The sequence below is a fragment of the Couchioplanes caeruleus genome (assembly GCF_003751945.1).
Classification (GTDB): Bacteria; Actinomycetota; Actinomycetes; order Mycobacteriales; family Micromonosporaceae; genus Actinoplanes; species Actinoplanes caeruleus.
The window spans coordinates 4,726,053-4,751,332 of sequence record NZ_RJKL01000001.1 but is presented as its reverse complement, the minus strand read 5'-3'; the positions used below and the strand labels follow the sequence as shown (position 1 = coordinate 4,751,332).

Here is a 25,280-nt window from a genome sequence, read left to right as displayed (position 1 = left end):
CGGCTGGACGGGCTGCTGCGAGTGGGACGAGCTTGTCAGGCGAGCTGGTCGGCCGTGCGGCGGCCGACGACCGGCAGGGCGGCAACGAAAGTACGCACCGACAACGACCGTCCCTTCAGCCGCGCGAGTGCATAACCGCCCCCGACGGCCGCCACCGAGGTGACCACGCCGGCCAGCACCAGCGCGCCCCGGGCGCCCAGCGCGTCGCAGAGCCAGCCGATCATCGGCGCGCCGACGATGCCCGAGAGGGAGGAGACCACGCCGAGGGTGGCCAGCATGCGGCCGCGCATGTCCTCGCGGGTGTCGAGCTGGACGCGGGTCGAGATCACCGTGTCGAAGATGACCGCGCCGGCCGCGATCGGGAGGATCAGGGCCGCGAAGCCGAGCATGTTGGGGGCCAGGCCCGCGCACAGCTGGAGCAGGCTGATCGTCAGGCCGGAGGCGAGCAGGATGCGCAGCGTGGAGCGGCCACTGCCGGCGAGCAGCAGGCCGCCGGCCACCGCGCCCACCGCGAAGACCGTCGACAGCAGGCCGTAGGACGCCGAGCCGCCGTGCAGCGGGCCCGCCACCATCGCGGCCATGGTGACCTGGTAGTTGCGGCCCAGGGAGCCGAGGACGAAGGACAGCGCCAGGATCACCAGGACGACCGGCTGGCCGGCCAGGTAGCGCAGGCCCGCGCGGACACCGCCCTCTCCCGGGGGCGAGGCGGCCAGGACGCGCATCGATCCCGTACGCATGACGGCGAGCGCCACGATGACCACCAGGTAGGTGACCGCGTTGATCGCGAAGAGCGAGGACGCGCCGGTGACGCCGACCAGGATGCCGCCGAGCGACATGCCCAGGATGCGGCCCGCCGAGCTGAGCACCGAGCCCAGCGCCAGCGCCGAGCCCAGCGCCGAGGGCGGGACCAGGGCCGAGCCGAAGCGACCCAGGCACGGGCCCTCGACCGAGCTGATGACGCCGGAGGCGAGGGCCACCGCGTAGATGGGCCAGAGCTGGCCGGGCTCGACCACCAGGGCCAGGGCCAGCAGCGCGCGTACGGCCTGGAACACGATCAGAGCCGGCCGGGCCGGGAGGCGGTCGGCGAGGGCGCCGCCCCAGCCGCCCAGCAGCAGGACGGGCAGCGCCTGCAGCATGACGACGACGCCCATGGTGGCGGCCGAGCCGGTCGCCGAGAGGACCAGCCAGTTGAGCCCCAGCACCTGCATCCACGTGCCGGCCACCGACACCAGGTCGGCGGCGGCCCAGAGGCGGTAGTTGCGCTCGCGGAGCGGTGCGAACATCGGAGCCACGGTGGCGGCACCCCCAAAAAATAGGAAAAGTGGCGCCGCATCTCGGCGCCACTCGCCCTATCGGGAACCGCTTCGTACCTGCTTCGAGGGATCGAACGGGAACACCTCAACCGCAACCGGGACGGTTGCCGCTCACACCTTGAGCGACCGCAGCGCGGTCGCCAGCTCGCCGCCGGCGGCGCGCAGCTCGCGGGTGACCTCGTCGGCCTGGTCGACGGCGTACCTGGCGTGCTCGCGGGTCTCGTTGACCCGGGTCATCGTCGCGGCGATCTGGGCCGCCTGGGCGCCCGCCGCCGAGATGCTGCGGGTCATCATGTCGGCCGTCGCGTGCTGCTCCTCGACCGCGGACGCGATCGTGGTCTGGTAGCCGTTGACCTTGCCGATGACCTCGCCGATCTGGGTGATCGAGTCGACCACGCCGGAGGTGTCCGCCTGGATCGTGCCGACCTGGGTGGTGATCGAGTCGGTGGCCTTGGCGGTCTCCTGGGCGAGGTCCTTGACCTCGCTGGCCACCACCGCGAAGCCCTTGCCCATCTCGCCGGCGCGAGCCGACTCGATGGTGGCGTTGAGGGCCAGCAGGTTGGTCTGCTCCGCGATCGCCGTGATCACCCGGACCACGTCGCCGATCTGCGCGGACGAGTCGCCGAGCTTGGTCATCGTGCGGCTGGCGTCGGAGGAGACCTCCATCGCGTCGTTCGCGACGGTCACCGCCTCGGTGGCGCTACGGGAGATCTCCTGGATGCTCGCGCCCATCTGCTGGGCTCCCGCGGCCAGCGTGGCGATGTACTCGGACACCTCCCGCGACGCGTGCAGGACCTCGGCCGACGCCTGCACCGAGCCCTGCGCGCCGGAGGCCATCTCGGCCATCAGCTTGCCGAGCTGGTCGGTCGCCCCGGTCAGCTTGGTGTGGGTGTCGTTCGAGAGGCGGACGACCTCGGCGAACCGGTCGAGCAGGCGGTTGAGCTGCTCACCGGACGGGGTCATGTCCTTCTCTTCCACCCGTACGGTGAGATCACCGGCCGCCGCCCGCTCGATCACCCCGACCGTGGGGTCGGGGCGCCGCCGGCGACCGACGACGAATCCGACGACAATTCCTACGAGCGCGGCGACGACGCCAACAACCATGACAACTCCCCCGAAGGTCTCCGACTGGTCCCTTTGATCGGCACCGCGGACGCCTCCTTGAGGAAGCCTTGCACCGCCTAGTTGTTCATCAGGGTGAGCATCTGCTTGATCTGGTCGGTACGGCTGTCGCGTACCCGGTCGGCGAAGGCCTTGGCCTCGGCGTTCTCGCCGTCGGTCCGCTCCATCTGCGCCATCTCGACGGCGTTGTGCTGGTGCGCGACGAACAGGTTGAGGAACGCCTTCTCGAACGCCTCACCCTTCGCCTTGCGCAGCGCCGCGATCTCCTTCTCGCTGGTGGCCGGCAGGCCGCCGTGGTCGGCGTGCGCGCTGGGCGCATGGTCGACCGTCGCCGGCTTCTTCCAGTCGGCCAGCCAGGACTTCATCAGCGCGACCTCGTCCGACTGGGTGGCGTCGACCGCCTGGGCGAGGATCTTGATGTCGTCGCGCTGCGCGGTCTTCCCGGCGAGACGGACCATCTCGAGCCCCTGCTCGTGGTGCGCCACCATCATCTGCAGGTACATGACGTCCGTGTCGTTGTGCTTGCCCTCCGCCTTGACCACCGCCTTGGCGTCGGTGGAGACCTGCACTGGTGCGTCCGGCGCGGTGCCGCAGGCGCTCAGCAGCAGTGCCGCGGACAGGAGTACGACGAGGCGCCTCACAGCGGCAGCCAGAGGGCGAGGGTGAAGACCGACGGCTCCCAGCTCCGGATCGAGGAGTGCGACTGGCGGCACTTGTACTTCTTGCCGTCGAACGTCACCTCGTCGCCGATCTTGTACGCCACCCCGGCCGCCCAGTCGCCCTTCGCCCCACCCGGCGTCGAGTCGGTCGGTGCGGTGGTGGCCGGGGCGCCCGTCGTGGGCGCGGTGGTCGGCGGGGTCGTACCCGGCGCGGTGGGCGGGGTCGTGCCGGGCGCGGTCGGCGGCGTCGTCGGGGTGGGCTTCGGCGTGTCCGAGGAGCCACCGCCCACGTTCAGGTCAACGCAGTTGTAGAAGGCGTTGCCGGTGTCGCCGATGTTCCACACGGCGAGGACCGTCTGCCGTCCCGGGAACGCGCTGAGGTCGACGTTGTGCGTCACCACCGCATCCGGCTGCTGGTTGCCCCCGTCGACGGTGGCGACCTTCTTGCCACCGACGAAATACTCCCAGTTGCTGGTGCGGTGGCGCGCCGTCATCACCCAGGTGAAGCTGGCGGTCTTGCCCACGGCCTTCGCCGGCCAGTTGCGGCTCTCGTCGGCGAGCACGGAGAACTGCGCGAGCCCGCCGTCGCAGGAACGCAGGCCCTTGGGCCCCTCGACGCTCTGCGGCTCGAACTGGATCGGCCCGCAGTCCTTCACCGCGCCCGAGGCGCACAACGCCTGGCGGCTCGGCGGCTCGGAGACGTATCCGTGCGCGAACGCCGGTGAGGTGACGGCCAGTGTCGACCCCACCGCTCCCAGTGCCACCAGCGGATATGCAATGGACCTACGCATGTCGGGCTCCCCACGTGTCGTCTGAGCTGATTACGGCGAGGACCGTAACGACGCGTTCCATAACGGAGCCTTAAAGGCGCCAGAAAGGCTTATGAAGGTGGCGGGGGCAGGCGCATCCCGATCCGCGCCCCGCCCAGCGGCCCTCGGGAGATCTCCAACCGGCCGCCCGCGGCCTCGGCGACCCGCCGCACGATGTCCAGCCCGAGGCCCGTGGAGCCGGCGCCGCTCACCCCTCGCCGCACGGCGGCCTCCGGGTCGGCGACGCCCGGCCCGGCGTCGTCGACGAGCAGACCCGCCGGCGACACCGTCACCCGGAACGCGGTGCCCTCGGGGGTGTGCGCGAAGACGTTGCCCAGCAGAGAGTCCACCGCGAGGATCAGCTCGCTGCGCGGCAACGGCACGGGTACGGGATGGGTCCCGCCGATCACCTCCCACGGCCGGGACTGGTCCTCGGCCAGCGCCGACCAGAACGCCAGCCGGTCGGCGAGCACCTCCACCAGGTCGGACCGCTCGCTGCCGCGGGCCTCCACGCCGAGGCGGGCGCCCGCGATGATCGCCTCGAGTTCCTCGTCGAGCATGTCGCAGGTCTGCCGCATCCGTTCGGCGACCGGGCCGGGCGGCATGGTCTCGGCGTCCAGGCGCAGCGCGGTCAGCGGCGTTCGGAGCCGGTGCGACAGGTCGGCGGCGAGCTCGCGCTCGGCGTCGAGCAGGCTGCGCAGGTCGGCGGCCATCCCGTTGAAGGCGGTGGCCGCGTCGCGCAGCTCGGGCGGCCCGGACGGCTCGACCCGGGCGGACAGGTCGCCTGCGCCGAGACGGCGGCTGGACCCGGCGAGCTGGCGGGTCGCCCGGACCAGGCGGCCGGCGAGCCGATCGGCGAAGAGCACGGAGCCCGCGACCAGCACGAGGGCGAGCGCGCCGAGGGCCAGCCACGCCGGCCACACGCCTTCGGTCATGTCCTCTTCCGGGACGAAGACCTCGATGACCACCGCCCGGCCGTCGCTGAGCACGCTGGGTTGTAGATATGCCAGCCCGCCTGCCGCGTCGGCGGTGACCGGCCGCCGATACTGACTGGCCTTCGCGACCTCGGCGCCGGTCACGTGGCTCGTGCCGACGGGCGCGATGCCGGGCAGATGCACCGCGAGCCGCCCCGCGCTGCCGGCGACCGTGCTGGCGACCGCGCTGGTCAGGAGCTGCGGGTCGGCGTCGACGGCCAGGGCGGCCACCATCGCCGCCGCCTGCTGCCGGGCGTCGGCGATCGCCCGGTCGTGCGCGATCTTCCCGGTCGCGTAGATCAGCGGCACCAGGAAGGCCAGGGCCACCATCGAGGTGATGGCGAGCGCCAGGCGGTTGAGCTGCCATCTCACCGTGGATCGACCATCATCACGCCGACCCCGCGTACGGTGTGCAGGAATCGCGGCGCCGCCGCCGTCTCCCCGAGCTTGCGCCGCAGCCAGGAGATGTGCACGTCGATGGTCTGCTCCTCCCCGATCCGCGACTGGTTCCAGACCTCGGTCAGCAGCTCTCGCCGACTGACCACCTGCCCGACCCGCTCGGCCAGATAGGTGAGCACGTCGAACTCCCGGCGGGTCAACTGCAGCGGCTCCCCACGCAACTCGGCCCGCCGCTGCCGCGGATCGATCTCCAGCTCCCCGACGGTGATCACGCTGGGTGCGGTGTCGACCGCGGCTTGCGTACGCCGCAGCACGGCGGCGATGCGCGCCAGGATGTGCCCGCTGGAGAACGGCTTCGTCACGTAGTCGTCGGCCCCGGCGCTCAGCAGGGCGATGATGTCGGCCTCGGAGCGCCGGGCGGTGGCGACGATGACCGGCACCGCCGAGACGGTCCGCATCATCCGCAGTGCGTCGGTGCCGTCGATGTCGGGCAGCCCGAGATCGAGGATCACCAGGTCGGGCCGGTCCTCGGTGAGGATCTTCAGCGCCTCGGTGGCCTGACCCACCGGGCGCACGACGTGCCCGGCGTCCGTCAGCGCCCGGGTCAGCGCCGCGGTGATGTTGCGGTCGTCCTCGACCAGCAGGATCAACGCCATGGGCACAACCATAGGTGCAGGTGAGACTATGGCCACGTGCGATCGCCCCGAAGCTGGATGCCACTGCTCGGCTGGTGCGCGGCCACGCTGACCAGCGTGGCGCTCGCTTCCGTGGCGATGCTGCCGGTGCTGCGCACGGCGACGGCGGACGAGAGCGCGCTGGTCTCGGTCGATCAGCTCCGCGACTCGGGGGAGTTCTCGCCGCCCTCGCCCCCGGCGTCCCTCATACCGCCGACCACCGCGCCCACCTCGCCCTCCGCCGGCACCAGCCCGTCACGCACCAGCCCGCCGGCACCGACGCGGACCACCACGCCTCCGCCGCCGCCCGAGACCGCCACGACCACCACGAACAAGGACGGATGGACGGTCACCACCGCCGGCGACGGTGCCCCCACCTACCTGCGGTCCTTCCGCGTCGAGGGCGGCCAGACCGTGATCCGCGCGTCCGACGGGGTCGTCAAGCTGGTGACGGCGACGCCCAGCGACGGCTTCTCGGTGGCGACGGTGCAGAACTCCCCGGACAACCTCGCGGTCTACTTCAACGAGGTCAACCACAGCTTCATCGTGCACGTGGTCTGGCAGGACGACGCACCGTTCGCCGAGGTGAGCGAGATCGGCTCGTGACGGCGACCGTCGATCGGCCTCCCGTGGCCCGGCGCGAACTGCGCTTCGAGGTCGGCCTCGTCCTGCTGCTCTCGCTGGGTCAGTCGGCCGTGTACGCGGTCGTGTCCCTCGCCGCGAAGCTGACCGCCGGGAGGCCGCTGTCGCAGCAGACCGCCACGCTCAACCCGTCGCAGTCGCCGCGGCCGTACCTCGATCTGACGTACCAGTTGCTGGGGATCTTCTTCGCCCTGGTGCCGGTCGTGCTGGCGCTGTATCTGCTGCAGCGCGACCGCTTGTCGCCGGTCCGCACGCTCGGCCTGGATCTGCGGCGGCCGGGCCGGGACCTCGGCTGGGGTACGGCGCTGGCCGCCTGCATCGGCCTCCCCGGCCTGTTGCTGGTCTTCGTGGCGGCCCAGCTCGGCCTGAACGCGCGGATCGTGCCGGCGGCGCTGCAGCCGGTGTGGTGGGCCGTGCCGGTGCTGATCATCGCCGCCCTGCAGAACGCGGTGCTCGAGGAGGTCATCGTCGTCGGCTACCTCATGACCCGGCTGCGGGAGTTCGGCTGGCGGGTCTGGTGGATCGTCGGGACCAGCGCGGTGCTGCGCGGGTCGTACCACCTCTACCAGGGCTTCGGGGCGTTCGTCGGCAACGCGGTGATGGGCGTGGTCTTCTCGCTGTTCTTCCTGCGGCGCGGCCGGGTGATGCCGCTGATCGTGGCGCACGGCCTGCTCGACATCGCGGCGTTCGTCGGGTACACGCTGTTGCCCAGGGAATGGCTCGACTGGCTCTGATGCTCAATTCTCTCCGCGACGTGTCGATCAGTACGTCGTGGCCTTGCTCAAGGGTTTCCGGACCGTTCTGTCCCAGATGACCATTGCCCGGGCACTTCGTACCGGTTTCCTGGTCATCATCGTGTTGCTCGTCGTGTCGGCCGTCGTCTCGGCGATCTTCCTGCTCCAGGCGACCAACCGGGTCGGTGACCTGGCGAAGGCGGGCATGCCCGCGATGCGCATCACCGGCGAGATCGACGGCCTGATGAACAAGTACCGCAAGGAGCAGTGGGAGTACCTGGCCCTGCCCTCCGACGACGAAGAGACGCGCAAGGAGACCATCGACGGGATGGCCGAGGAAGACGCCGACGTCAAGGCCCTGATCGCGGAGTTCCGCACCCTGTCGACGAGCGACGAAACCCGCGCCGCCCTGGACAGGTTCGAGGAGCACTGGACGGCATACGTCAACGTCACCGAGGGCGAGGTGGCGCTCGTCGACGCCGGGAAGCGCGCCGAGGCCCGCGAGACCTTCGACGCCGGCGCGGGCGACGAGCACTGGGACGGCCTCAAGGAGAACCTCGCGGCGCTGCGTGACCAGCAGACCACCGAGTCCACCGCCTCCAGCAAGGACGCCGACCGGCAGGCGGTGATCGCCTTCGCGGCCCTCGCGCTCCTGCTCGCCGCGGCCGTTGCCATGTCGCTGATCGTGCGGCGCACGATGACGCGGCGCATCGAGGACGGGCTGGAGCAGGTGGCCGTGGCCGCCCGCGGCATCGCCCGGGGCGAGCTCGACCAGCGGATCCGTGTCGAGGCCGACGACGAGGTGGCCAAGGTCGCCGCCGCGTTCGACGACATGGTCGCGTACCTGACCGCCAAGGCGGAGGTCTCCCAGCGCATGGCGGCCGGGGACCTGGCGGTGGCGGCCCCGGCGGCGTCGGCCGGCGACCGGCTCGGCAACGCCTTCAACGCGATGATCGACAGCCTGAACACCTCCGTACGGCAGGTGCACCGGGCCATCACCGACCTGGACCAGGCCTCGGCCGAACTGGGCGGCACCTCCGACGACATCCGGTCGGCGGCCACCGACGTGGTGAACAACGCCGAGCGGCAGGTCGAGCTGCTCGGCGCGGCCCAGCGCGCGGCACACCAGACGTCCGGCTACGTCGACGAGGGCGTGGACACGGTCACCAACCTCACCCGGGTCATGCGGGACCTGGACGACAAGGCCGCCCGCATCGGCGGCATCGTGGACGCCATCACCCGCATCGCCGGCCAAACCAACCTGCTGGCGCTGAACGCCTCGATCGAGGCGGCCCGGGCCGGCGCCCACGGCGCCGGCTTCGCCGTCGTCGCGAACGAGGTGCGCAACCTGGCCGAGGAGAGCGGCGAGGCCGCCAAGACGATCGCGGCACTGGTCGGCGAGATCCAGCAGACCAGCGCGGAGGCGGTCACCGTGGTCGACGCCGAGGCGCGGGGCGCGTTCGAGCGCATCGCCGGCGGCACCGCGGAGCTGCACTCGGCGCTGGAGGCCGTCGGCTCGTTCGCGGGCGCGAACCGGGGCTCCACCGAGCGGATGGCGGCCGCGACCACGACCGCCGCCCAGTCGGTGCAGCAGTTGACGGCGACGGCGTCCGACCTGCGCGAGGTCGCGGGCCAGTTCACCGTACGCGAAGGCTGACCTCCCGCTAGCCTGACCGGAAAGGGCGATTTGCCGGGCTCCCGGAGGGGCATGCGATGACCAACTTCCGGCCCGCGTTGGTGCACGCGCAGTCGTGGTGGTTCGCCGCCCTGCTGGCCCGACGCCATCCGGACCTCATGCTGCGGGAGGCACACCCGCGGGGCGATGCGGACGACTGCCTGGACCTGCACGACGTCTGCGTGCCCATCGACGAACAGCCTTACGTGAGCATCAACCGGGCCGGAACCCTGCGGTTCCCGCGCACCGGGGCGAACCCCTGGCCGCTGGACCGACTGTTCACCGAGCAACCGGAGGGACTGGTCGAGCAGGCGGAGACCGCCGCCGGACTCGCCGCGCCGGACGGCACGCCGGACCCGACGCCCCGCACGCTGGTGTACCGGACGGTGGCGGCGCTGACCGGGATCACGGCCAACGACCGCAGGCCCTGGGAGGTACGCGACCCGTCCCTGATCCCGAGCAGCAGGGACGACCTCTACGCCCGGTTCCCCCTGGCCGCGGAGCGCGCCCGCGAGCATCTGCTGTACGTGGTCCGGCGGGCCGGCGAGACGATCGGCGCCCTGGACACCGACGGCTACGCGTACGTCGGCAGGGGCTGCCACTACCTGCCCGAGGTCGATCAACAGCACGCCCGCCACTTGCACCGCACGGTCGCGGCGGTGTTCGGCGGCCTGCTCCAGTAACCCCGCTCGGGACAACCCCTAGATCTCTCAGGGTCTGCGGTATCCGGGACGAGCGCGGGTCAAACCCCGATGTTCCCAGCCGCCGCACTGCCTAGGTTCAGGTTCGACCCAGAAATCGAGCGGGGGGAACCGACAATGAACAGGCGTCCGGTCACAGTCCGGCTGGCACGATGGAGCGCCGAGAATCCCTGGCGCGCGGTGGCGCTGTGGGTGGTCTTCGTCGCGGTGTGCTTCTTCGGAGGGAACGCCGCCGGCCTACAGGAAGCCACGGCGAAGGACATGTCCGTGGGTGAGTCCGGACGGGCCGGTGTCATCGTCGAGGAGGGCCGGTTCGCCGACGAGCCCGCCGTCGACAATGTCCTGATCACCGCGCGTTCCGGCGCGCTCGACCAGCGGGCCGCCGGCGAGGCGGCCAAGGCCGCCGCCACCCAGTTGCGCACCGTGCCCGGCGTGGCGAGCGTCGGCGAGGCGATTCCCGCACGCGACGGCTCCGCGCTGCTGGTGCCGGTCACGATGAGCGGCGATCCCGAGACCGCGTCCGACCGGGTGGAGCCGCTGCGCACGGCCACGGCGAAGGTGCAGGAGCAGTTCCCGGGCCTGCGGGTCGAGGAGGTCGGCGGGCCGTCCATCAGCAAGGCGCTCGACGACACGCTCGGCAAGGACTTCCAGCGGGCCGAGCTGCTCAGCCTGCCGGTGACCCTGGCCATCCTGATCATCGCGTTCGGCGCGCTCATCGCCGCCGGCATCCCGGTGCTGCTGGCGCTGTCGTCGGTGGCCGCCGCGATCGGCTTGTCGACGCTGGCGTCGCATCTCGTGCCGGCCAACGACTCCACCTCCAGCGTCATCCTGCTGATCGGCATGGCGGTCGGCATCGACTACTCGCTCTTCTACGTACGCCGCGAGCGGGAGGAACGCGCCAAGGGCCGGGGCCACGTCGACGCCGTCGAGATCGCCGCCGAGACCTCCGGGCATGCGGTCGTGGTCTCCGGCACGGCGGTCGTCATCGCCATGGCCGGGCTGTTCCTGGCGCAGGACGCGATCTTCTCCTCGCTCGCCGTCGGCTCCATCCTGGTCGTCGCCGTCGCGGTGATCGGCTCGCTGACCGTGCTCCCCGCCCTGCTGGCCAAGCTGGGCCGCTGGGTGGACCGGCCGCGGGTGCCGCTGCTGTGGCGCCTCGCCGCCCGGCGTACCGACGCCGCCGGCCAGGTGAAGCCCAGCCGGTTCTGGTCGGTCGTGCTGCGTCCCGCCCTGCGCTACCCGCTGCCGACCCTGGTGGTCAGCGTCGGCGTGCTGCTCGCGCTGGCCGCACCCGCGGTGGGGATGCAGCTCAAGTTCCCGGGCACGGAGGACCTTCCGCGTACGACGCCCGCCATGCAGGCCTACGACCGGCTGACGGCGGCGTACCCGAGCAACGGCACCAACCACATCGTCGCCGTGCAGGCGCCGGCCGAGCAGGCGGCGGCGGTGAAGGAGGCCCTGACCCGGCTGGTGGCGAGCACCAAGGGCGACCGGCTGTTCGCCGCCCCGGAGCAGGACGGCCCCGACATCGAGGTCTCGCCGGACGGGCGCGTGACGGTGCTGTCGCTGGCCACGCCGTTCAGCTCCCGCAGCGACGAGGCGGTCGACTCGCTGCACCGGCTCCGCGACAACCTGGCGCCGGCGGCGCTGGGCGCACTGAGCGGCGACGCTTCGTACGCGGTCGGCGGGGCCGTCGCGGAAAGCGAGGACTACGCCGCCCACGTGTGGCGCAAGCTGCCCCTCGTCGTCGGCTTCGTCCTGCTGCTGACCTTCCTCGTGATGGCGTGGACGTTCCGCTCGGTGGTGGTCGCCCTGACCTCGATCGTGCTGAACCTGCTCTCGGCCGGCGCGGCGTACGGCCTGCTGGTCCTGGTCTTCCAGAACACCTGGGCCGAGGGCATCCTGGGCTTCACCTCGATGGGCGCCATCGTGACCTGGCTGCCGCTGTTCCTGTTCGTGGTGCTGTTCGGGCTGTCGATGGACTACCACGTCTTCGTGGTGAGCCGGATCCGCGAGGCGGTCCTGCGCGGCGTGCCGAACCGCGAGGCGGTCGCGGAGGGCATCACCGGCTCGGCCGGCGTGGTGACCAGCGCCGCCATCGTGATGGTCGCCGTCTTCTCGATCTTCGCCACGCTGTCCACGATCGACATGAAGCAGCTTGGTGTGGGTCTGGCCGCGGCGATCCTGCTGGACGCGACCATCATCCGGGCGGTCGTGCTGCCGTCGCTGATGACGCTGCTCGGTCCGGCGAACTGGTGGGCACCCCGCCTGCTGCGGGGACGCGGCCGGCATTCCGCGCCGGGTACGCCCGCGGCCCGTACGGACGAGCCGACACCGGAGCTGATCGGCGCCAAATGATCCGCTAGCGACACGGCCGGGCCTCGCAGGGGCCCGGCCGTTCCGGCCATTCGTCCGTCCGATATGGCCGTTCGGATCGTCACATAACGTCACCCTACCGTGACGGCCTATTCTCCGTTAGCGTCGATGGCATGGCGCTGGACGATTCGTGGAAACTGCTGCAGCAGGTCAACGAGATCGTCCGGTACGCCGATGCCAAAGCCGGACTCGTGCTCACCCTCAACAGCGTCCTGATCGGCCTCATCGCCGTTCGCGTCCAGAGCGACGGATTCTTCTCGGATCATCCGGTGCCCGCCGCCGCACTTCTGCTCGCCGCCACCTTTCTGGTGCTGAGCATCGCATTCGACGTCGCCGCCGTCATGCCGAGACTCTCCACCCCGGGCCAGTCGCCGTCGTTGCTGCACTTCAACCACATCGGGGAGCAGTATCGCGGCGACCGGACGGAATATGTCGAGGACTTCGAGAAACTGGTCGAGGACCCGCCGCGGCTGCAGCGCGAGATCGCCGCCCAGGTGTGGGCCAACAGCATGGTCGCCCGCCGCAAGCACACCTGCGTGCGGTGGAGCCTGAAATTGCTCAGCGGCGCACTCGCCGCGACGGTCATGGCCGCCGTCGTAGCCGCATTCGGCGGATGAGTGGCGCTCTGTACGCCAGATGACCTGTTGCCGGTCACGGCCTCCGGTAATCATGAATGCCGGCCAGCGACGACGCCGATGAGGAGCAGGACGAAATGGGGGCTCCGCCACACGCCGGACGCGTTCCCGCCGACTCGCTGGGGCCGTTGACGACCATTCTCGGTTCGGGTGGCCAAGGCACCGTTTATGCCGTGCCCGGTTCCCCGCCGTGCGCTTACAAGGAATACGACGCCACGACGTCGGCAATCGTGGACACGGGCACCCTGGAGGACATGGCGCGTTTCCTCGGCGACATTCCGCCCGGGGATGCGAACGAGATCCGGGCCCGCGCCGCGTGGCCCACCGCGGTGGTCGAACGGCACGGGCGCGTCTCCGGGTTCCTCATGGCCCGGGTGCCTCCGGCGTTCCTGGTGCGGATGCGGTTCCCGAGCGGCTACCACGAGAAGCTCGGGCAGGTGCAACTGCTGCTCAACGACGCACGGTATCTGGCCGCCCGCGACCTGGCGGTGGATGACCGCTTCCGGCTCAGCCTGCTCCGCGACACCGCCCGTACCCTGGAGATCTTTCACCGGCTCGGGGTGGTGGTCGGCGATCTGTCGCCGAACAACCTCTGCTTCAGCCTGGGCCCGCGGCCACGCGGCTTCTTCATCGACTGCGACGGGATGCGGATCCACGACCGGACGGTGCTGCCGCAGCTCGAGACGCAGGACTGGCAGACGCCGGGGTCCGGTGAACCGCTGGGTACGACGGCCACGGACTCGTACAAGTTCGCCCTGCTCTGCATCCGCCTCTTCGCCGGCGACCAGAGCAGTCGCGATCCCGGCGTGCTGCTGCGGGCCGGAACCGAGATCCACGGCCTGGCCGTCCGCGGGCTGGCCACCGACGCCGGCGGCAGGCCGTCCTCCGCCGAGTGGCGCACGGCGTTCGACGCCGCGGTGTCGGGCCGGACTTCCGTGCGCGCCGGCCGGCCGCATCGGCCCACGGTGACCGCGCCGCGGACCACGGTCCGGCCGCCGCGGACGCCGCAGGTCACACCCGCGCCGCCGTGGCGGACCCGGCTCGCCGCAGCCGCGGGCCGGTATGCCCGCCGGCGGCTGCGCACGGTCCGTCCGCGGACCGCGATCCGCCTGGCCCTGGTCGTCCTGCTGGTGACGTTCGGCCTGCCGAGGCTGGCCTCGATCGAGAACTGGTGGGACGCGGCGGTCAGCGCCTTCGCCGCCGATGGCGCGCAGAGCGCCGCCGAGCAGGCCTCGGGAGTCGCCCGCCTGCTCGCCACATCAGGACGCAACCGGGCGCAGGTCGTCTCGGCCGTCCAGGACGTCAAGGACTGCGCCCGGCTGTCCGCCGCCGTGGCCGGTCTCAGCGAGGCCTCCGCCGGACGTGCCGCGGCACTCGAGCGGGCCCGGAACCTGCAGACCGATCAACTGCCTTCCGGGGCGCAGTTGAAGACACAGTTGATCGGCGCGTTGGCCCACTCGCGGGCCGCGGACGTTGCGTACGGGAAATGGGCGGAAGCGAGACACAACCGCGGCTGCAGCGCGAGGACGATGAGGACCGCCGACCGTGACCGGGGCGACGCGGAGTCGAGGGAGGCGACCGCCGCCAAGAAGCGCGTGGCCGCGCTCTGGAATCCGGTCGCCACCCGGCACGGCCACCCGACGGTGACCTACCTCCAGATCTGATTCACGGTGCCGAACGCCGGCGCAGCTCGTCCACCGACAGCAGCACGATGCTGCGCCGGCCGGTCTCGACCAGCCGCTCGTCGCGCCACCGTTCGAGGACCCGGCCGACGGTGCGCTGCGAGGTCAGGATCAAGCCCGCCAGATCCTCTTGGGACAGGGGCAGTCCGATCAGTACGCGACTGCCCAGCCTCTTCCCGTACGAGGCGCCCAGGTGCAACAGCAGGTGCGCCAGCCGCTGCGGCACGGTTTCCGAGCCCGCGGCGGACCTGTACCGGTCCGCCTCACGGAGCCGGACGGAGACCGTACGCTGCAGGATCTCGGCCGCGTCCGGGTACGCGCGCAGGAACCGCCGGAACGCCCCGGCGGGAAGGGTGAGCGCCTCGACGACGGTCAGCGCCGTCAGGGTCGCCGAGCGGCGGCCGCCGTCGACCCCAGCGAGCTCACCGACGAGGTCTCCGCGGCTGCGCAGACCGAGAATCGCCTGGTAGCCGCGATTTCCGTGCGTCGAAACCTTGACACATCCGTCGAGTAGCACGATGGCGAAGTCGGTCTCGTCGCCTTCCCGCACGATGACGGTATCCGTCGGGTGATGCCGCACATTGCCGATCTGAAGCAGCTCCTGACGATGTCCGTCGGTCAGGGCGCGCCAGAACGGTGGCCGCGGGTGCCCATTCACCATGCGTTGCCTTCCGTCGGCGACCGACAACCCATCGTAGGCCCCGGTCGCCAACGTCAACATGGGCTGTCGGCGGCGTCCCTGGCCCGCAAGATGCGATATCCGAAACGCTCCGAATAGGTCAGCCGGTAGGTGACCTCCCACCGGGTGCAGGTCTCGGCCGGGTCCCGCCGCGGGCCGTAGCCGGCTTGCTGGGTACTGGTGAAGGTCAGCTCGGCGAGCGTCTCGGCGCCGGACGGCCGCAGCGCATGGAGCACCGCATCGCGGTCCTCGGTGGTGGACATGGCCCGCATGAACGATCGGCGCTGGGCCGGGTCGCCCGGGTCGATGATCCCGGCCGGATCGTACGACCGCAGCGCGGTGTCCCAGTCGCCGCTGTTCACCGCGTCGAAGTAGCCGGCCAGCATCCGGACGACGCGGGCTCCTTCCGGGCGCGCCACCACCGCGTCGTAGGTGACGATGCCCGCCGTGGCGTCGGGCTCCGGCGTGGGGGAATCCGTGGTCGCCGCCGACCGTGCCGCGACCGTCGTGGCGGCCGGGGCACCCGAGGCGACCGGCTTCCCGTCGTTCGCGTTGGCGATGGATGCGATCACCCCGACGATGCAGAGCAGCAGCAGTCCGATGACGAGCGCGGGAAGTAGCCGCCGCAGCCAGGTTCCGCCGCTCGGGGGCGGAGCGAGCGTCACGGCCGCCGGGCTCGGTCGCAGGCTCGGTGCCACCGGCGGAGGGTGCGAGGGAGCGGCCGGCGTGACCCGGTGGACGAACCCGTTCGTCGCACGCGCTCCCCCGCCGCGGATCGCCTCGTCGAGGACCGGGATCCACTCCGCGGGGGCGGGACGGTGGTCCGGGTCGACCGCCTGACTGCGGACGGCGAGCCGGCCGAGCTGCGGCGAGACCGCGTTGAGGGCCCACGCGTCGCGCGCCGACTGATCCCGGGCGAAGAGGCGGATCGCCAGTAGCCCGAACTTGTACGCGTCGGAGGCCGCCGTGCCCAGCTCCTCGTTTCCGGGCACCTCCCAGTCGGGCGTCTCGGCCTGCCGGAGCACCGACGCCCCGTGCAGTCTCATCGCGTCGCAGTCGATGAAGAAGCAGCGTGGCGCCGGCGATAACTGAAACATCAGGTTGTTGGGAGACAGGTCGCCGACGACGATGCCGAGGCGATGGAACCGCTCCAGCGTCTCGGCGAGATTGCGCAGCAGCAGCAGCCGCTTGCGGTCGTCGATAGGGATGGCCATCTTGGCGAGGTACTCGTCCGGGTTCAGCAGGAACTGCAGGCCGGAGGGTTTGCGCTGGCAACTGCCGTCGCGCTGGGGCAGGAGCATCTCGAAGTCGGCCGGCAGGCGGCGCATGAGGAAGCCCCGTACCGTGCCGTTGTCCTGCACCAGGGCGGCCGGCCACGCCGCCTGCTCGCAGAGCCATCTCCCGCTGGCCGGGTCCAGCGCGGGCACGAAGGCGACCATCGTGGCGAGAAGCTGCACGTCGACCCCGGCGAGAACCGAGGCGTCATACTCCTTGTAGACGGCGGACCAGGTCTGGTTGATCCGGACCGAGTCGGTGGCCCAGACCCGGCCCTGGCCGCCCTTGCCGATTTCGGTGAGTGCCCGCAGGGCGGACTTGTCGACCGCGAACGCCGCTGGGTCCATCGCCGGCTCAGGTGGTCCGTGGCCAGATGGCGAGCAGGGTCCGGTCGTCGTCGAAGGTCTCCCGGGAGAAGTCGAGGTCGTACGCGAAGTTCAGCGGCGACAGCGGTTGCGCGAGCCGCTCGGCGAAGTGTTTGGCGACCGCCCCGGAGCCGTCCCCCAGCGGATCGCCGAAGCCGTCCGTGCCGACGAGGAGCACCTCGCCGGTGGCCAGGGGACGGATCCGGGGCTTCACCTGCGGCACTCGCGGCAGCCCACTCACCGCGGAGGACACGACCTCGTCCCCGGCCGAGTACTTGGCTTCCAACACGCACCGGAACCCGCCACCGCTCAGCACCCAGGCGCTGCTGTCGCCCACCTGGACGATGGACGCCAGCGGTCCGTTGGCGGTGGGGCACACCATCCCGGCCACCAGGGTCGACGCCAGTTCGCGCTCGGCGCGCTCGGGCGTCACCTCGGCCGTGTCGAGCAGGACGCGGGCCTGCTCGACCAGCTGCCAGGCGGCGCGCTCCACGACGTTCTGCCAGTTCACCGAGGTGTCCTCGGCGTCGAGACCGGCCGTGATCGCGCCGACCGCCGCCCGGCACGCGGCCGTCGCGCCGAGATGGGAGTGCGGCGCGGCGGACACCCCGTCGGCCACCGCGAACACGATCGCCCCGCTCGGCCGGTGGTGCGCCACGGCAATGTCGTCCTGCCGGGGCAGGCCCCGGAACCGGTGCACATAGCCCCGGACCGAGGCCAGGCGCACCGTGAAGTTCCTGGTCGACCAGCCGTCGGCCACGTAGTCCGGACGGTAGGAGTTCGTCACCGGCGGGAGTGGCTCGAACACCTCGATGGGCGTACCGATGAGCCGCGGCCGCCAGTTCCGCGGCTCGCGCGGTGGCACTTCGGCCCGGGGCGCCGGCTGTCGCGGCGGCGCGGCCGGCTGTCGTGGCGGCGCGGCCGGCTGTCGCGGCGGCGCGGCCGGCTGTCGTGGCGGCGCCGATCGGGGATCCGGCGTGTAGATCGTCCCGATCTGCCCCTCCGTCTGCTGCGGGGTGCCGCTCATGCCGCGGCCGGGCGGATCGTCCCGGGCGCCGTCCGGCTCCTCCCGCGAGAAGAAGAAGTCGCCCAACGCGCCGAGGGGGTTCTTGGGCATGTCACACCACGTCAATCGCCATGCGGAAGCCGGCGGGCTGCTGCACCACCAGCTCCGGCTGGGCCGAGCCGAGCGACCGGCCGGACTCGACGATGCTCTTGGTCAACGCCGTGCAGAACTGGGCGATCGCCGCTCCGAGATCCACACCCTGCAGCGCGACGAAGGCGTACTCGGGCTGGGTGGCGACCTCGAGGATCGTCTGTGCCTCCACGTCCCCGATGCCGCAGGCGATGATGTTCGGCGCGCCGGGGGTCGCCGACCGGTCGACGAGCTGCTGGTACGTCTGCACCCAGTGGTCCTCCGTCGGCTGTCCGTCGCTGAGGAAGAACACGGCGGGCCGGTGAACCTGGTAGCCCTCCTGCTTCAGCGCGGACACGTCCTGCGGGATCCGTTGCCGCAGCGCCGAGAAGGCCGCGTGGTAACTGGTCCGGCCACGCGCGTACAGCAGGGGCAGCTCGTTCTCCCGGCGCAGGTCCGCCAGGCGCAGCCGCTCCTGCACGTCGTCGGCGAAGCCGAGGATCGAGAAGCGCACCTTGGCCGCCGCCATCGGTTCGCCGAGCAGCGCCTCGTGCAACGAGGCCAGGCCCTTGTTGAGGTCGTCGATGTAGGGGCCCATGGATCCGGACTCGTCCGCGAGGACGTACACCGGCAGAAGGTTTCCTCTGTTGCCTGCCATGCCAACCTTTGCTCTCTCCGGCCTCACACCGGCTCTGGGAAGGACTCAGACCACTTCACGGGCGAGCCGGAAGCCTGCCGGCGGCTCGGGTGCGAGCTCGGGAGTGCCGCTGATCAGCGCCCGGCCGGAGGTGATCACGTTCTGGGCCAGTTGCCGCCAGTACTGCGCGATCGCGACATGGACGTCCGTGTCGGGCTTCATCACGAAGCCGAACTGCGGCTGCGTCGCGATGTCCGCGATCAGTTCGGCCGGTGCGCCGCCGAAGCCGCAGGCCACGATGTTGGGCGCGTACCGGTGCGAGCTGCGGTCGACGAGCCGCTTGTACGGGCTGGCCCAGGCCGTGTCCGCACCCGGGTCGCTGCCGCTGAGCAGGTAGACGACGGGACGCAACACCTTGAGGTTCTTCGCCTTCAGCGCGTCGATGTCCGGCTCGATCTGGTCGAGCAACGTCTCGAAGGCGTTCGCATAGCTGGCGGGTCCGCGCGCGGTGAACCACGGCGACTGGCTGCCGGCGACGACCTGCTCCAGCGGCAGCCGGGTCGTCACCTGGTCGGCGAAGCCGAGCACCGACAGCCGGATCGCCGGCGCGACGTCGGTCGCGCGCAGCAGCGCGTCGTGCAGTTGGTGCACGCCGTCGCTCAGATCACCGATGTACGGCCCGACCTCCGCGGACTCGTCGACCACCACGTAGACCGGCTGGACGCCGTCGGCGGGCTTCCACACCTTCGTGGCGGGATCGCGTTCGAGCACGGTGCCCAGCGGCTTCGGCTCCGGCCCGGTGGACTCGGCGGGTGGCGGACCGCCCTGGCCGGGCACCGTCGACGGCTGCGACCACGTGGCCGTGCCGGCGGAGATGGCCGTCGGTGCCGGGCCGGCCCCGAGCGGGCCGAGCATCTGCGGCAACTGCGACTCGAAGTCGACCGCCTGGAGGATGTCCTTGTCGACCAGGAACTTCATCAACTCGGTCTGCAACATCCCCTGCCGGTCCTGCCGCTCGATCATCGCCTGCTCGTGGGCCATGAGCAGGCTCATCGCCTTCTCGGTGTCCTGCGGATTCCGGGCGAGATGCAACTGGACCATCTCGCGGGCCGTGAGCTGCCGGTTGCCCATCGCCGCCAGCTCGGTCTGCGTGGCCTGGATCCGGCCGAGCTGCAGCATCCGGTCCAGCTCACCCTGCTGCAGGGCCTGCTGGACGTTGACCGCGTGCAGCACCTGGTTGGCGTGAAGGGACCGTTCCGCCTCGACCTTCTGCTGCAGATGCCGGGTGGCGTTCTCGTCGGGCAGGAGCCGGGGCGACACCTCGAAGATGGTGATGCCCTCCGGCAGGTCGACCTCGGCGGCGAAGGCCCGACGGATCGCCTCCTCGGCGGCGGTGGACTGCTCGATGTCGAACGAGCGCGTGATCGTCCGGAACCGGTTGGCGAGGTAGCCGTACACCACGGGGAGGGCGTCGCGGATGTTACGCCGTACCACCTCGGCAGGGTCCTTGACCCGGAACCCGACGTCGACGGAAGCCTTGAAGAAGTAGAAGTCGCCGCGGGACGGCAACGGAGTGCTGCGCAGCTCGGCCGAGCGCCGGTGGTCGCTCATGTCCACGTCGTAGCGGGTCCGGTACGCCCCGAACGTCTGCTCGGACTTGGTCAGGGGACGACCGCCGAGGTAGGCGACCTCACCGGCCCCGGTCGCGTAGACGACCGCCACGTTCGGCACGGTTCCCCGGGTGCGGTCGAAGATGCCGCGCTGCACCGGCGTCACGCTGAGGATGAGAGGAAGGGGCTGGGTCACTGATCACCGCTCCTTGCGTCCATGGCGGTCTCGACCGCGTACGCGGTCATCGGCTTGGGTTGCAGGTTGTCGACGGCCCGCCAGCCGGCGACGAGACGCTTGACCAGGGCCCGGGACCGGTCGCTCTGCGCGGCCGTCGCCACCAGCATGTTGCTCAGCGACGTCCGCACGTCCGCGTCGGCCTCGGCCAGGGCGGCCCAGGCGTCCAGAGCCACCTCGACCAGCCGGGTGAAAGATCCGGAGGCGAGAACGTGCCGCCACATCCCGATCAGACTCCGGCGCAGCTCGATCCGCTGGTCGGCCAGCATCAGCAGGGTCGGCCACGTCATCCTGGTCTCCGCCGCGCCGTCCGGGCCCGGAAGGGTGAACTCGGTGATCAGCGAGCGCGCCAACTGGAGAAAGACGAACTGCCCGGCGAGCGTTCGGCGGCGATCGTTGAGCCAGCTCAACAGGCGGTCCAGGACGAGCGGGGCATTCTGCTGCTCGTCCTGCACGATCAGATCCGCCAGGCTGTCGGCGATGCCGAGCGCGATCTGGGCGTGGTCGATGGCGGCGAGCCGGTCCAGGGCCGTCAGCGCCTCGACGGCGCCGAGCGGGCCGAGGCTCACGCCGTGCACCCGCGCCGCGGTCGCCTGGCCGAACGGGGACGCGCGGTTCCCGTAGAGAGCGGCGACCGCGGCGTCGACCAGCGGCCGCAGGCGGCTGTCCGCGGCCGGCACCCGCAGCGCGTACGCGACGACCTCCCGGTTGCGCGCGTTGTCTTGGTCCAGGGCCATCGGCCGCAGCACCTGCGTGTACACGAAGTCGAACGCGTCCAGTGACAACATGCCCAGCGCCGTCCCGGACCAGATCCGCACCTCCTCGTTCGGGTCGCTGGCCAGGTCCCGCAGCCATCCCATGAGCTCGCGGTGCAGCGGGAACTCCCGCCAGACGTGCCGGAGCACCAGGCGCGGATAGTCGTCGGCGGCATACTCCAGCGCCTCGACCGGGCCGGTGCCGTACGCACCGCGGGCCATGGCCGGCCTGATCTTGGCGCGGAGCAGGCGGAGCCGCTCGCGCCGGGTCCGGCCGAACGGTGGCCGCCACGGCGGCACCAGCGCGTTGTTCGGCCCCGGATCGGGTGGACCGTCGAGCCGGTCGGACAGCATCTCCGCGGCATGGGCGACGGTCTCGTAGGCAAGCCCGTTGAGCACCGCCAGCGCGACGGCCAGGCAGCGGGTCGGCACGTCGGGCAGGCCGCCGAACCAGATGTCGAAGTCCTCCGTGGCCCGCTCGGCCATCCGCCGGCGCACCCGGTCGACGTCGACGACCGTGCCGTTCAGCTCCAGGCTGATCATCACGGCCAGGTCGGCGGCGACCTTGAGGGACACCGCGCCGGCGAACTGGTCCTCGGCCAGCTCGGCGATGTCCGGATCCGCGAGGATGCGTTCGGCGAGCCCGACGTCATCGAGCCGCCAGGCCAGATGCCGGGCCAGGATCTCGGAGTGGGGCTTCGCCGCGCCCAGCGGCACCACGTACTCCTGCGCATCCGCGTCGGCGAGCGGCACGTCGGCACCGAGCGTCAGGATGAGCTGCGCATCGAGCCGTTCGAGGGCGGCCGCCAGTTGCTGCAACATCCAGCCCTCGACGCCGTCCCACCCGACGGGCTCGCAGAGCAGGAAACCCGCGCCCTTCGGCAGGGCGTTGTCGCCGCTCGCGTCGGTCTCCAGCCAGGCGGGAAGGGCATGGAGGTCCACGTTGCGATCGAGGCTGTAGATGTGACGGTCCGACGGCGACTGGAGCAGGCGGATGGCGGCCGCCACCTTGCCCTGATGGGGGTTCGCGCGCAGGATCACGAGACGCTTGCCGTGGCAGGCGGCGCGGACCCGGTCCCAGTCCTGCGGCTCCACCCAGGCGTACCGGACGGGATCGCTGAGCTGCGTACCCAGTCGCTGCAGCGGGGCCGGCTCCCGGCCGCCGAGCATCATGATCAGCTTGTCGCCGCCGACGAGGTCGCCGCCGATGAGCATGTCGGACGCCTTGCGCAGCCGCTCACCGCGCTGCCGGCCGTTCGACGCCTCGGGCGTCGACGCCGCCTTGTCCTGGGCCTCCAGGCTGGTGGTGTCGATGGTCGGCGCGCCCTGCGCGTCGGGTGGCGCGGGTGGGCCGGGCTCACCGGAGGCGGGCGGCTTCGGCTCACCGCCCGGGGCGGACGCGGGCGGGGCCCCGCCGGAGCCGGTGGGCTGGGCGGGCGGTGCCGCCGGTGCCGATGCCGGCGCGGCCGCCGCCTGGGCCGGGGCACTCATCGACGCTCACCGTGGACGGTCTTGTCGCCGGTGAATTGATCACCCTCGACGTGCACGTCGCCGTGGAACGTGAATCCGCCACTGTTTCCGTTGCCCTCGCCGTGCCGGCGGGGCGGCGGGGGCGCCGGCCTTTCCTCGACGGCAGGACTCGCCTCGACGTCGGGCGGATACGAATAGCCTGGCACGTGGATCCAGGCCTTCTCGTGCAATTCCTTGACGTGCAGTTGCACCGGGGCGAACGACGCCGAATCGATCTGGCGGAAGTCGTGCCGGATGACGCTTCGGTAGATCTCGTCGGAGACGATGAACGCCATCATGGAGGCGGTCGCCTTCTTCAACGTGGCCCGCAGTTCCGGCGCGTCCACCAGCCGGGTGGAGGTGTTGATCGCCTCGCCCACCCAGCCGGTCTCGTCGCGCTGGCAGTTGCCCTGATGCAGGGCGACCCGCATGCGCATCTGGTGATCGGCGGTGTACATCCGACCCTTCTCACGCAGGCCGGCGTCCAGGGCGCGGATGAAGGGGCCGGCCAGGGTCACGTTGTTCCCGGAGGAGGCCGGGAGCAGCATGATGATGCTGTCACCCCGGTCGAGCCGCACCACCGCGTCCCACTCCAGCTTCACGTCCTCGAAGGCCTGTTCGACGACCTCGTACATGACCTTCCGGAGCGCGGCCTGCGCCGGGATCTTGCGACGGCCGAACCCCTCGACGTCGACGACCACGATGAAGTGGAAGATGGGGTCAGGCATGGTGCGAGCCTCCGAAGGGGAGCAGGGTCGGCGGGTACCGAAATAGCACTGTGAGGATCAAAACCGGCGATGAACAGGCCATCTGACGTAGACGCCGAAACTTGATGATGCCGACGCCGCTGAAGGACTCCAACGTAAGTGCCGCATGTGACGCAATCCAGACGGCGAACAGGTGGAAATGCACTTCGAGCTATCCGTCCGTCACCGCGAGTCCGATCGGTGGACAGTGGACGTCGGCCGTACGGACTCGGCAACCACGAATGGGGTAGTCCGATCGGCGCATTTCCTCAATCAGCGGATGCAACCCATAACGCGAACAGGGTCCGGTCGTCGCCGAAGCTCCCGGCGCCGAGCTTCAGGCCGTACGCGAAGTCGAGCGGCGCCTGCGGTGCCGTCAGCAGACCGTCGAGCCGATGCGGATCCCCACCGACCGCGTCGCGCACCCCACTCGATCCGACCAGCAGGACGTCGGCGTTCGACAGGGAGGTCACCCGCGGCGTCAGATGGGGTGTGTCCGGCGGTCCGGTCACCACCAGAGCGAACGTCTGATCCGGCGCGAGCTCCGGAACCCTGCGGTAGACGCCGCCGCGCCGTAACCAGACCGCGCAGTCGCCTACCTGGACGAGCCAGGCCATCAAGCCACTGGCGGTCGGCCGCACCATGCCGGCCACGAGCGGCCACGCCGACTGCCGGACGGCCCGCTGCCAGTCGATCTGGTCGGCCTCGGCGTCCAGGTCGGACATGATCGCGTCGACGACCGCCCGGGACACCGCCGATGCCTCCTGCCAGGCGTGCAGCCGCGCCGGCGCACCGTCGGTCAGCGCGAAGACGGTCGCGCCGCTGGCGGCATGGCGCATCGCGGCGATGCCGTCCAGCCGGGAGGCTCCGGCGTCACGCCGGGTCGTGCCGCACACGGATGCGTACCGAACGGCGAAGTGCTCGGTCGACCAGCCGTCGGCGACGGTGTCGAAGGGCGAGATCGCCGCTTGCGGCGGGGCCGCCACCCGCACTTCCAGCGGGCGCCGGGCGACCGGTAGCGCGGTCAACTCCACGCCGTGGCGTCCCGGCCCGCCATTGCGCGCCGGTGTGAACCGGTCCGCCGGCGCATCCTCCGGATCGGTCCGCGGACGCTGGACGTACGCCGGCGCTTGCACCCAGGCCTGCTCCGCCCGCCCGTCGGGGCGGGCGACGGTCACGGGATAGAACGACTCCTCGTCGCTCAGCCGGCTCCCGATGATCGCCTTGCGGTAGATCTCGTCCGTGACGATGAACGCGAGCGGCGGCCGGGGCGTCACCAGCCGCTCGTCACGCAACCGCTCGGCGTGCAGCAGGCGGCGTGCGTCCGTCACCGGATCACCCAGCCAGGCCGCCCCGTCGAGCTGGCAGATGCCGTCGGTGAGCGCCATCCGGACCCGGACCTGGTACGCCTCGCTCAGATCCCGGTTGCGTTGCTTGAGACCGCGCTCGAGCGCCCAGACGAAGATGCCGGCGAGCTGAATAGTGGTGGCCGGCGGTGGCACGAACAAATACAGCGAGTCGCTTTTGTCCCACAGCAGCACGGCCTCCCAGTCGACGCCCGCGTCTCCGCAAGCGTCCTCGAGCGCGTTGAGGAGTTGCCGGCGTACCCAGAGCAGAGCGATCTGCGGCCGGTGTTCGACCTCCGGGATGGCCACGGCGAGAACGGCGAGGTGCTGCTGCTCGTCCATGGGCTTCTCCCGGGCGGCGGAGGGCTGCAGTCGCCGAAACGCGCCGCGAGAGGGCCCGGGTCCGATGTGCTGCGACGTCGGACTCGGCGATGCCACGGCGAGGGGACAGCGTACTTCGCCGTTCGCCCGAGGGCAGCCCTGCCGGAGCCGGCCGGATGTCAGCTCCCATTTGTGTGGGGCGGTCACCCCCGTTTGCCCCGACCGCCCCACACGAGGGTGCCTCCCCGCTATGCCGATCAGGCTAGGATCTC

At 71.2% G+C, this 25,280-nt stretch carries 21 protein-coding genes; 7 read left to right on the top strand and 14 right to left on the bottom strand.

Annotated features, from left to right (window positions below):
• Positions 1-35: 35 nt before the first annotated feature.
• The 6 genes from EDD30_RS21045 to EDD30_RS21020 form a co-directional block, all read right to left on the bottom strand.
• Positions 36-1,283 (bottom strand): MFS transporter, encoded by a 1,248-nt coding sequence (locus EDD30_RS21045; RefSeq protein ID WP_071809538.1) that lies wholly within the window; start codon positions 1,281-1,283, stop codon positions 36-38.
• Between the two features lie 141 nt (positions 1,284-1,424).
• Positions 1,425-2,417 carry a methyl-accepting chemotaxis protein gene (locus tag EDD30_RS21040; RefSeq protein WP_071809537.1) on the bottom strand — a complete coding sequence of 331 codons (993 nt, stop codon included), beginning with the start codon at positions 2,415-2,417 and terminating at the stop codon, positions 1,425-1,427.
• Positions 2,418-2,494: 77 nt separating this feature from the next.
• On the bottom strand, positions 2,495-3,037 hold the full coding sequence (locus EDD30_RS21035) for a DUF305 domain-containing protein (RefSeq protein WP_071809548.1): 543 nt from the start codon (positions 3,035-3,037) through the stop codon (positions 2,495-2,497).
• A 35-nt stretch (positions 3,038-3,072) separates the two neighbouring features.
• Entirely contained in the window at positions 3,073-3,885 is an 813-nt protein-coding gene (locus EDD30_RS21030; protein ID WP_071809536.1) for a lytic polysaccharide monooxygenase, read from the bottom strand.
• A gap of 89 nt (positions 3,886-3,974) precedes the next feature.
• Entirely contained in the window at positions 3,975-5,249 is a 1,275-nt protein-coding gene (locus EDD30_RS21025) for a sensor histidine kinase (RefSeq protein ID WP_071809535.1), read from the bottom strand.
• Positions 5,246-5,932, bottom strand: coding sequence for a response regulator transcription factor (locus tag EDD30_RS21020; protein ID WP_071809534.1), 687 nt, complete (start codon positions 5,930-5,932; stop codon positions 5,246-5,248). The genes EDD30_RS21025 and EDD30_RS21020 overlap by 4 nt, the downstream gene beginning before the upstream one ends.
• 36 nt (positions 5,933-5,968) lie before the next feature.
• On the opposite strand from EDD30_RS21020, the gene EDD30_RS21015 reads away from it, so the two are divergent.
• The 7 genes from EDD30_RS21015 (at position 5,969) to EDD30_RS20985 (ending at position 14,377) form a co-directional block, all read left to right on the top strand.
• Complete coding sequence (locus tag EDD30_RS21015) at positions 5,969-6,556, top strand: DNA mismatch repair protein MutL (protein WP_071809533.1); 588 nt, start codon at positions 5,969-5,971, stop codon at positions 6,554-6,556.
• Complete coding sequence (locus tag EDD30_RS21010) at positions 6,553-7,326, top strand: CPBP family intramembrane glutamic endopeptidase (protein ID WP_071809532.1); 774 nt, start codon at positions 6,553-6,555, stop codon at positions 7,324-7,326. Before EDD30_RS21015 ends, EDD30_RS21010 begins: the two co-directional genes overlap by 4 nt.
• Before the next feature lie 76 nt (positions 7,327-7,402).
• Positions 7,403-8,983 carry a methyl-accepting chemotaxis protein gene (locus tag EDD30_RS21005; protein WP_170208282.1) on the top strand — a complete coding sequence of 527 codons (1,581 nt, stop codon included), beginning with the start codon at positions 7,403-7,405 and terminating at the stop codon, positions 8,981-8,983.
• 56 nt (positions 8,984-9,039) lie between these two features.
• Positions 9,040-9,684, top strand: coding sequence for a TY-Chap2 family putative peptide chaperone (locus tag EDD30_RS21000; protein WP_071809530.1), 645 nt, complete (start codon positions 9,040-9,042; stop codon positions 9,682-9,684).
• A 135-nt stretch (positions 9,685-9,819) separates the two neighbouring features.
• Positions 9,820-12,060: an MMPL family transporter gene (locus EDD30_RS20995; protein ID WP_071809529.1), complete on the top strand. Its 2,241-nt coding sequence runs from the start codon at positions 9,820-9,822 to the stop codon at positions 12,058-12,060.
• A gap of 131 nt (positions 12,061-12,191) precedes the next feature.
• Positions 12,192-12,695, top strand: coding sequence for a Pycsar system effector family protein (locus EDD30_RS20990; RefSeq protein ID WP_071809528.1), 504 nt, complete (start codon positions 12,192-12,194; stop codon positions 12,693-12,695).
• A gap of 191 nt (positions 12,696-12,886) precedes the next feature.
• Complete coding sequence (locus EDD30_RS20985) at positions 12,887-14,377, top strand: aminoglycoside phosphotransferase family protein (RefSeq protein ID WP_143163042.1); 1,491 nt, start codon at positions 12,887-12,889, stop codon at positions 14,375-14,377.
• 1 nt (position 14,378) lies between these two features.
• Here the strand turns inward: EDD30_RS20985 and EDD30_RS39245 are convergent, their stop codons facing one another.
• The 8 genes from EDD30_RS39245 to EDD30_RS20940 all read right to left on the bottom strand — a co-directional run bounded on the left by EDD30_RS39245 (position 14,379) and on the right by EDD30_RS20940 (position 25,029).
• Complete coding sequence (locus EDD30_RS39245; protein ID WP_071809526.1) at positions 14,379-15,056, bottom strand: Crp/Fnr family transcriptional regulator; 678 nt, start codon at positions 15,054-15,056, stop codon at positions 14,379-14,381.
• Between the two features lie 53 nt (positions 15,057-15,109).
• A complete protein-coding gene (locus tag EDD30_RS20975; RefSeq protein ID WP_071809525.1) occupies positions 15,110-16,696 on the bottom strand; it encodes a hypothetical protein in 1,587 nt (528 codons plus the stop codon).
• Positions 16,697-16,703: 7 nt separating this feature from the next.
• Positions 16,704-17,831 (bottom strand): protein phosphatase 2C domain-containing protein, encoded by a 1,128-nt coding sequence (locus EDD30_RS20970; RefSeq protein WP_071809524.1) that lies wholly within the window; start codon positions 17,829-17,831, stop codon positions 16,704-16,706.
• Position 17,832: 1 nt separating this feature from the next.
• Positions 17,833-18,507: a vWA domain-containing protein gene (locus EDD30_RS20965; protein WP_071809523.1), complete on the bottom strand. Its 675-nt coding sequence runs from the start codon at positions 18,505-18,507 to the stop codon at positions 17,833-17,835.
• Positions 18,508-18,552: 45 nt separating this feature from the next.
• On the bottom strand, positions 18,553-20,292 hold the full coding sequence (locus EDD30_RS20960) for a vWA domain-containing protein (RefSeq protein ID WP_084557741.1): 1,740 nt from the start codon (positions 20,290-20,292) through the stop codon (positions 18,553-18,555).
• The gene (locus EDD30_RS20955) at positions 20,289-22,577 is read right to left on the bottom strand and encodes a hypothetical protein (protein WP_071809522.1); all 2,289 of its coding nucleotides are present in this window, start codon (positions 22,575-22,577) and stop codon (positions 20,289-20,291) included. The genes EDD30_RS20960 and EDD30_RS20955 overlap by 4 nt, the downstream gene beginning before the upstream one ends.
• Positions 22,574-23,323 (bottom strand): hypothetical protein, encoded by a 750-nt coding sequence (locus EDD30_RS20945; protein WP_071809521.1) that lies wholly within the window; start codon positions 23,321-23,323, stop codon positions 22,574-22,576. Before EDD30_RS20945 ends, EDD30_RS20955 begins: the two co-directional genes overlap by 4 nt.
• Before the next feature lie 287 nt (positions 23,324-23,610).
• On the bottom strand, positions 23,611-25,029 hold the full coding sequence (locus EDD30_RS20940) for a hypothetical protein (protein ID WP_071809520.1): 1,419 nt from the start codon (positions 25,027-25,029) through the stop codon (positions 23,611-23,613).
• Between the last annotated feature and the right edge of the window lie 251 nt (positions 25,030-25,280).